Here is an 8,476-nt window from a genome sequence, read left to right on the forward strand (position 1 = left end):
AACGTAACGATGGTCGGACTCATGAGCAGTATTATCGCCTGTCTCACCCAGTTCGGTCTTCCTCTTTCATTCTGGGGGATTTAGGGGGCGCGATCAACTACGCATCTCACAAATGACTTAGGATTGCTATATGTAGTAAATCGGTAAAGTTCTAATGCAGGTGAAGCCTCTATATCGCTGCATTGAGAGGAAATCAAGATGACTGTAATCGACAAACTTGAAATCAGGATTGCGGATATTACTAAACTCGAAGTTGATGCGATCGTGAATGCTGCAAATAGCTCTCTTTTAGGCGGTGGTGGCGTTGATGGAGCGATTCACCGCGCCGCAGGTTCACAATTGGTTAAAGAATGTCGGATGCTGAGAGGCTGTCAAACTGGGCAAGCTAAGATCACCAAAGGCTATCAACTGCCTGCAAAGTTTGTGATTCATGCAGTCGGCCCTGTTTGGCAAGACGGCAGAAAGGGTGAACCAGAACTCCTAGCCTCTTGCTATCGCGAAAGCCTGAAATTGGCAATTCAACATGAAGTGAGAACGATCGCATTTTCGGCGATTAGTTGTGGCGTTTATGGCTATCCGATCGAGCAAGCTTGTGAGATTGCGCTCCGAGAAACAATCAGCTTTCTGCATGAGAATGACGCGATCGAAAAAGTAGTTTTCGCTTGCTTCAGCTCCGAAGTCTACAGCGCGTATCAAACTGCTTTGACTACGATCGAGTAACTGGTCTATCTTTTCAAAGCACTTGTCAGAAACATCACAATTAAAGCAGAAAGAGCCAGAGAACTAGCTCGATTGCAGATCCGCCAATAGGAGGTTTATTCGCTCTGCTACATCTGCTTTACCTTCTGCTGGAGCATCGCGCAGAAAAACATCAATAATAAACCAGCGACATAAGAGCGGATCGACCGACACAAGATGTAGCATCACCTGATTGAGAACTTCGGTGAGTAGTGCATCCGGCAGACGACGCAGTTCATTGCGAATTACGATCGCTTCTTCCAGGTTTTGGCTCTGACCCACTTTCAGCACAGCTTTGACGACAGAATCGACTAAGCGATTGAAATCTTCGGCGTTGGGTTCTTGGTTGAGCGACTGACCTTTCAAAAGCTGATTCCTTTCTTCGTTAAATTAGCAGGATCTAGGCTATCAATTTAGCGAAATGCTAAGCGAGACGCTACAGTCCTCCCTGAGAAAACTTTAACTGATAGCAGGAAGTTATCCTCTATCTAAGGATAGAGAACAAGATAGAAAGCAGCAAAAACTACCTCTATTGGTAGAGGTCATATATAGACATGGAAGATGGATAATGAGTTCGGAATACGTCTCTGGTATCGAATTGAGGCAGAGAAAATTCTGATTTTGGCTTAAACTACCTGCCTACCTTGCCATGACAACCGCACCTCTCACCAGCGAACCGGATAATCTTGACCTTCAGCAGCTTCTCAGAACGCTGGTTGAAGTGAAAAAGGGCAACTTCTCTGTCCGAATGCCGATCGACCAAACCGGAATTGCAGGGAAAATTGCCGATACGCTCAATGACATCATCGAGATGAATGAGCAAATGGCAACCGAGCTAGAACACATCAGCACCGTGGTTGGCAAAGAAGGCAAAATTAGCGAACGTGCTGCGATCGAGAATGCGCGGGGAGCATGGAAGGCATCGATCGGCTCTGTGAATACGCTGATCACAGACTTAGTGCAGCCTATGACCGAGACGACGCGGGTGATTCGGGCAGTAGCAACCGGAAATTTGACTCAAACGATCGCGACTGAGATTGAGGGCAGACCCCTACAAGGGGAATTTCTGCAAACGGCTCAGATCGTCAACACCATGGTCGATCAGCTTAATTCCTTTGCTTCGGAAGTAACGCGGGTGGCGCGGGAAGTGGGAACCGAAGGAATGTTGGGGGTGCAAGCAGATGTGCCCGGAGTCGCGGGTACATGGAAGGATTTGACCGATAGCGTGAACTCGATGGCGGGCAATCTCACAGCACAGGTACGGAATATTGCAGAAGTGACGACTGCGGTGGCAAATGGCGACCTATCCAAAAAGATTACGGTCGATGTCAAAGGTGAAATCCTAGAGTTGAAAAACACGATCAATACGATGGTGGATCAGCTTAATTCCTTTGCTTCGGAAGTAACGCGGGTGGCGCGAGAAGTGGGAACCGAAGGAAAGTTGGGCGTGCAAGCAGATGTCCGAGGGGTTGCTGGGACGTGGAAGGATTTGACCGATAGCGTGAACTCGATGGCGGGCAATCTCACAGCACAGGTACGGAACATTGCAGAAGTGACGACTGCGGTGGCAAATGGCGACCTATCGAAGAAAATTACGGTCGATGTCAAAGGTGAAATTCTAGAGTTGAAAAACACCGTTAATACAATGGTGGATCAGCTTAATTCTTTCGCTTCGGAAGTAACGCGGGTGGCGCGCGAAGTAGGAGCAGAAGGAAAGCTTGGCGGTCAAGCGCAGGTCAAGGGAGTTGCCGGAACTTGGAAGGATCTCACTGATAGCGTGAACTTTATGGCGGGGAGTTTAACCGCGCAAGTGAGAAACATCGCAGAAGTGACGACTGCGGTGGCAAATGGCGACCTATCGAAGAAAATCACGGTCGATGTCAAAGGCGAAATTCTTGAACTGAAGAATACCATCAACATCATGGTGGATCAGCTCAATTCTTTTGCTTCGGAAGTGACGCGGGTAGCGCGGGAAGTGGGAACTGAAGGGAAGTTAGGGGTGCAAGCTCAAGTGCGTGGCGTTGCCGGAACCTGGAAGGATCTGACCGACAGCGTGAACTTCATGGCAGGTAATTTGACCGCACAGGTAAGGAACATTGCTGAAGTAACCACAGCCGTTGCAAATGGAGATCTGTCCAAGAAAATCACGGTCGATGTCAAAGGCGAAATTCTCGAACTTAAGAACACGATCAACACAATGGTGGATCAGCTGAGTTCATTTGCCTCAGAAGTGACGCGGGTGGCGCGGGAAGTGGGTTCCGAAGGAAAACTTGGTGTCCAGGCAGATGTACGTGGCGTTGCCGGGACGTGGAAAGATCTCACCGACAGTGTGAACTTCATGGCGGGGAGTTTAACCGCACAAGTGAGAAATATTGCAGCCGTGACGACTGCGGTTGCGAATGGTGACCTATCCAAAAAGATTACGGTCGATGTCAAAGGTGAAATCCTAGAGTTGAAGAACACCGTTAATACAATGGTGGATCAGCTTAATTCTTTTGCGTCAGAAGTCACCCGCGTGGCGCGGGAAGTGGGATCAGAAGGAAAACTAGGCGTACAAGCAGAAGTCAAGGGCGTTGCAGGGACGTGGAAAGATCTCACCGATAGCGTGAACTTTATGGCGGGGAGTTTAACCGCGCAAGTGAGAAACATTGCTGAAGTGACAACGGCGGTGGCAAATGGCGACCTATCGAAGAAAATTACGGTCGATGTCAAAGGTGAAATCCTAGAGTTGAAAAACACGATCAATACGATGGTGGATCAGCTTAATTCCTTTGCTTCGGAAGTGACGCGAGTGGCGCGAGAAGTGGGAACCGAAGGAAAGTTGGGCGTGCAAGCCTATGTCCGAGGTGTGGGTGGCACCTGGAAGGATTTGACCGATAACGTCAATTTGATGGCGGGCAATCTCACAGCACAGGTACGGAACATTGCAGAAGTGGCAACTGCGATCGCGAATGGCGATCTATCCAAAAAGATCACCGTCGATGTCAAAGGTGAAATCCTCGACCTGAAAAACACCATCAACACAATGGTCGATCAGTTGAGTTCCTTTGCCTCGGAGGTGACACGGGTCGCCCGTGAAGTAGGGACTGAAGGGAAGTTAGGCGGTCAAGCGCAAGTCGTTGGAGTCGCTGGAACCTGGAAGGATTTGACCGATAACGTGAACTCGATGGCAAGCAATCTCACAGCTCAAGTGCGAGGCATTGCAAGAGTGGTCACTGCGGTTGCTAACGGAAACTTGAAACTCAAGTTAATGCTCGATGCCAAAGGTGAAATCGAAACGTTAGCCGACACGATCAACGAAATGATTGATACGTTGGCAACGTTTGCAGAACAAGTGACCACCGTAGCGCGAGAAGTAGGAAGCGAAGGCAAACTGGGAGGACAAGCGAAAGTTCCGGGGGCATCGGGGACGTGGCGCGATTTGACCGACAACGTGAATGAACTCGCAGCCAATTTGACAACGCAAGTAAGAGCGATCGCTGAAGTCGCAACGGCGGTTACGAAGGGAGATTTAACGCGATCGATTTCCGTTGAAGCAAAAGGAGAAGTCGCGGTTCTCAAAGACAACATCAACCAGATGATCGCTAACCTGCGCGAAACGACGCAAAAGAACACTGAACAAGACTGGCTCAAAACCAACTTGGCGAAGTTCACTCGAATGCTGCAAGGTCAGCGCGATCTGGAGACGGTCTCCAAACTGATTCTGTCGGAGTTGGCTCCCTTGGTTTCGGCGCAACACGGGGTCTTTTATCTGATGGAAGCGAGCGAGAATCATGCGCCTTATCTCAAGCTACTTAGCACCTATGCTTATCGAGAACGCAAGCACTTAGGCAACCGCTTCCAACTGGGAGAAGGACTCATCGGACAATGTGCGTTAGAAAAAGAGCGCATTTTGCTCACCGAAGTCCCGCCCGAATACATCAAGATTAGTTCGGGGTTGGGCGAAGCGTCTCCATTCAACGCAGTTGCGCTACCTGTGTTATTTGAAGGGCAGGTGACGGCTGTGATCGAGCTTGCCTCGTTCTCTCGGTTTAGCGATATTCACTTGACCTTCTTCGACCAGTTAACTGAGAGTATTGCGATCGTACTCAATACGATCGCGGCTAGTATGCGAACCGAGGAACTCCTCAAACAGTCGCAATCTTTAGCAGAAGAACTCCAAAGCCAGCAGAAAGAACTCACAGAAACCAATCAACGATTAGAACAACAAGCACAATCGCTGAAAGCTTCTGAAGAACTCCTCAAGAATCAACAGGAGCAACTCCAACAAACCAATGAAGAACTCCAGGAAAAAGCAGAACTGTTAGCGGTACAAAACCGAGAAGTTGAGCGCAAAAATCAAGAGATTGAGCAGGCGCGTCGATCGTTGGAAGAAAAAGCCGAACAGCTCGCCCTGAGTTCTAAATACAAGTCTGAGTTTCTGGCGAATATGTCACACGAGTTGCGAACGCCGCTCAACAGTCTATTAATTCTTGCCCGTCTCTTTGCCGATAACACTGAGGGCAATCTAACGGATAAGCAAATCGAGTATGCCCGAACCATTCATTCTTCTGGAAACGATTTGCTGGGGCTAATTAATGACATTCTGGATCTAGCGAAAATCGAATCGGGAACAATGTCGCTTGATCCAGAACCAATGACATTTACTGACCTGCGTAACCATCTCGATCGTACCTTCCGGCAAGTTGCCCAAGATCGCAGTCTTGATTTCCAGATGCACTTTGATCCGCAGTTGCCGCGCAGTTTGTACACCGATGCGAAACGGCTGCAGCAAGTGCTGAAAAACTTGCTCTCGAATGCCTTCAAGTTTACTGAACAAGGTCAAGTGAGCTTCAGAGTAAGTCTTGCATCTGGGGGCTGGAGCTTTGATCAAGACACCCTGAATCGTGCCGATCGTGTGATTGCCTTTGCCGTTTCTGACACTGGAATTGGCATCGCTCCGAACAAACAACAGGTGATTTTTGAAGCATTTCAGCAGGCAGATGGGACGACCAGCCGTAAGTACGGTGGTACAGGCTTAGGCTTATCGATCAGTCGGGAAATTGCTCGATTGTTAGGTGGCGAAATTCGATTGCAAAGCGAACTAGGGCGGGGGAGTACTTTTACGCTATATCTACCCCAAAGTGATAGCGGACGTTGGGATTCATCCAGGTCTGAGTCAGCGCTCTCCGCTTCCCAACCTTCGGTAGCTCGGTCTACGGCAATGCGATCAGCCTCCGAAGCTCCAACCCCTATCAGCAATCAGTCAGAAACAGCGATTACGGTGTTTGAGCGTGCGATCGAAGATGACCGAGACAGCATTCAGCCGGAAGACCTGACCCTGCTGATTATCGAAGACGATGTGAATTTTGCTCGAATTCTACTGGATTTAGCACGGCAGCAAGGCTTCAAAGGCATCGTTGCAACACGTGGCAATGTTGGTCTAGAACTAGCACAACAGTTCAAACCTACGGCAATCATGCTCGACATTCGCCTGCCCGTTCTGGATGGATGGATGGTGTTAGATCGGCTGAAACACCACAATGACACTCGCCATATTCCCGTTCACATCATGTCCGTTGAGGAGGGCTTACAACGGAGCTTACGGCAGGGTGCGATCGCTTACCTGCAAAAGCCAGTGAACAGTGAATCTCTACTCAATGCTTTGGCAAGCATCAAAGAATTCGTCGAGCGACCAATGAAGAGTTTGCTCATTGTGGAAGATGATGACGTGCAACGTCGAAGCATTGTTGAGTTGATTGGCAGTACGGATGTAGTCAGTACGGCTGTAGCAACTGGGGCAGAAGCGCTAGAAATGCTGCGATCGCAACGCTTTGACTGTCTTGTTCTAGATCTAGGGTTGCCCGATATGGATGGATTTGCCTTCCTTGAGCAAGGCAAGCAAGAACAGAGCCTCGCCCATTTACCCATTATCATCTACACCGGAAAAGAGCTTACCGCTCAAGAAGAACGAGAACTGCGGCGCATTTCAGACACAATCATTCTCAAGGATGTACGATCGCCAGAACGCTTGCTTGATGAAACTGCCTTGTTCCTGCATCGCGTGCAAGCGAACTTACCGGAAATGCAGCGACAGATGCTAGAGCGATCTCAGCAACAGGATACTACACTTGCAGGCAAGAAAATTCTCATCGTGGATGATGATATTCGGAATATCTTTGCCTTGACGAGTGTACTAGAGCGTTATCAGATGGCAATTCTCTACGCAGGAAATGGTCGAGAAGGCATTACGATGCTGCAAGAGCATCCAGATGTTGATTTAGTGTTGATGGATGTGATGATGCCGGAAATGGATGGCTATGAAACAACACGAGCGATTCGACAGGTCAACCAGTTTCGAGACTTGCCGATCATTGCGCTGACTGCAAAAGCGATGCGGGGCGATCGAGAAAAATGTATGGAAGCCGGAGCATCAGACTACATCACTAAGCCTGTCGAAACTGATCAACTCCTCTCCGTACTTCGAGTTTGGCTTCAGCGCTAGTTCTATTCTTTCCGTGAAACTCCCCTATGTCTCCTGCACTCATACACTAGGAAAAACAAAGACAGACAATAAAAATAACTAAAGCGATCGCTTGTCCTGTTCTCATAATGGTTTTTCCTATTCGGGTTGTTCTTTTCGAGCAGGACAGGTAGGGGTTAGGGGTTGATCGATCGACCAAATCGGCAATTGATTAACCTGCTCTATAAAAAACCAACGACCCTACTACAGTGGCAAGCAAAAATGGCACACACTCAAAGCTCAAGTCGTCGTAGACTATCTCAGTGAACTGATTGTCTGTACTGCGTTTGGCAAAGGGCGACAGCATGATTTCCGTTCATTGCAGCACCCAGCAATCGCAACGAGGCGCCCCTGTTGAAGACCGCCCTGCCACAAGTCACCCGCATCGCTCAGCAGGTCGGACTCGACCTGAACCAGATGATCGTCAGCTTGGATAGCGTTTACGATAGCCGAGCCAACCGCAAAGCCATTTTCAATCGCGGCAGGGTTCCGAATATTCCTGCAAATCCGCGCAGCAGAAAAATTCCGAAGCGGGCACGCAAACCGATTTTCGACCCAGCCATCTTTCAGGAGCGCTTTCGCACCATTGAGCGCATCTTTGCTTGGGAGGATAAGTTCAAGCGCTTACTGCTACGTTTTGAACAGAGACCCAGAATGGTCATGCCTTGAAATCAGAAATATGGGCAAAAGTAGCAGGAAGCCGATCCCAATCGATCGTTCTGTTCCTGTGAAAGCTCAATCTGACCTTGCGATTCAATCTCTCCTGTTAACTTTTATGCAAAATCCGCAACCAGTTGAAGGACAAGTGAAAGGAGTTCACAAAGAGGACAGTGTGTCTCAAGCGAGATTCATCGAAGAAATCTTTGGAGTGAGCGCTTAAGAAGTGAGCGCTTAAGATAACGTGAGTTCGACGCAAATTCTTGACTACGTTTAGATCTGCGCGTTGCCCCCTAAATCCCCCACGGGTGGGGGACTTGGAGAAGCAAAATTCCCCAATCTCATGAGTTCTCCCGACCGTCAAAGTCCCCCACCCGTGGGGGATTTAGGGGGCAGGATCGAGCCTAAACGCAGCGAGGAAATCCGTCGAGCTGACGTTAAGATAATACGATTGGTACAGTTCGTTACAGAGATGATATTAAGCGCATGAATTCAAAGCCCCCCTTTCGAGAACTCGGACGGAAATCCCAAAAGCACAAACTCAAGTCTGGAATCAAACAACGATTCAATGGAGCCTGT

At 48.9% G+C, this 8,476-nt stretch carries 4 protein-coding genes; 3 read left to right on the forward strand and 1 reads right to left on the reverse strand.

The genetic code is table 11. The annotated features are described in order from the left end of the window. Nucleotides 1-198: 198 nt before the first annotated feature. Nucleotides 199-720, forward strand: a complete 522-nt coding sequence (locus tag H6F51_01665; GenBank protein MBD1821228.1) for an O-acetyl-ADP-ribose deacetylase — start codon at nt 199-201, stop codon at nt 718-720. A 63-nt stretch (nt 721-783) separates the two neighbouring features. Here H6F51_01665 and H6F51_01670 read toward each other — a convergent pair whose 3' ends face one another. Continuing rightward, nucleotides 784-1,104 (reverse strand): hypothetical protein, encoded by a 321-nt coding sequence (locus tag H6F51_01670; GenBank protein MBD1821229.1) that lies wholly within the window; start codon nt 1,102-1,104, stop codon nt 784-786. Nucleotides 1,105-1,387: 283 nt separating this feature from the next. Here H6F51_01670 and H6F51_01675 point away from each other — a divergent pair, with 283 nt between their 5' ends. Further along, a complete protein-coding gene (locus tag H6F51_01675) occupies nt 1,388-7,222 on the forward strand; it encodes a HAMP domain-containing protein (GenBank protein MBD1821230.1) in 5,835 nt (1,944 codons plus the stop codon). Between the two features lie 486 nt (nt 7,223-7,708). After that, the gene (locus tag H6F51_01680) at nt 7,709-7,909 is read left to right on the forward strand and encodes a hypothetical protein (protein MBD1821231.1); all 201 of its coding nucleotides are present in this window, start codon (nt 7,709-7,711) and stop codon (nt 7,907-7,909) included. Nucleotides 7,910-8,476 lie beyond the last annotated feature (567 nt).

Source organism: Cyanobacteria bacterium FACHB-DQ100 (genome assembly GCA_014695195.1).
In the GTDB taxonomy this organism is placed as follows: Bacteria; Cyanobacteriota; Cyanobacteriia; order Leptolyngbyales; family Leptolyngbyaceae; genus Leptolyngbya.

Excerpts from the sequence above, each read along its gene's own strand:
- H6F51_01665 (MBD1821228.1), top strand. The coding sequence starts at position 199 with ATGACTGTAATCGACAAACTTGAAATCAGGATTGCGGATATTACTAAA.
- H6F51_01675 (MBD1821230.1), top strand. The coding sequence starts at position 1,388 with ATGACAACCGCACCTCTCACCAGCGAACCGGATAATCTTGACCTTCAG.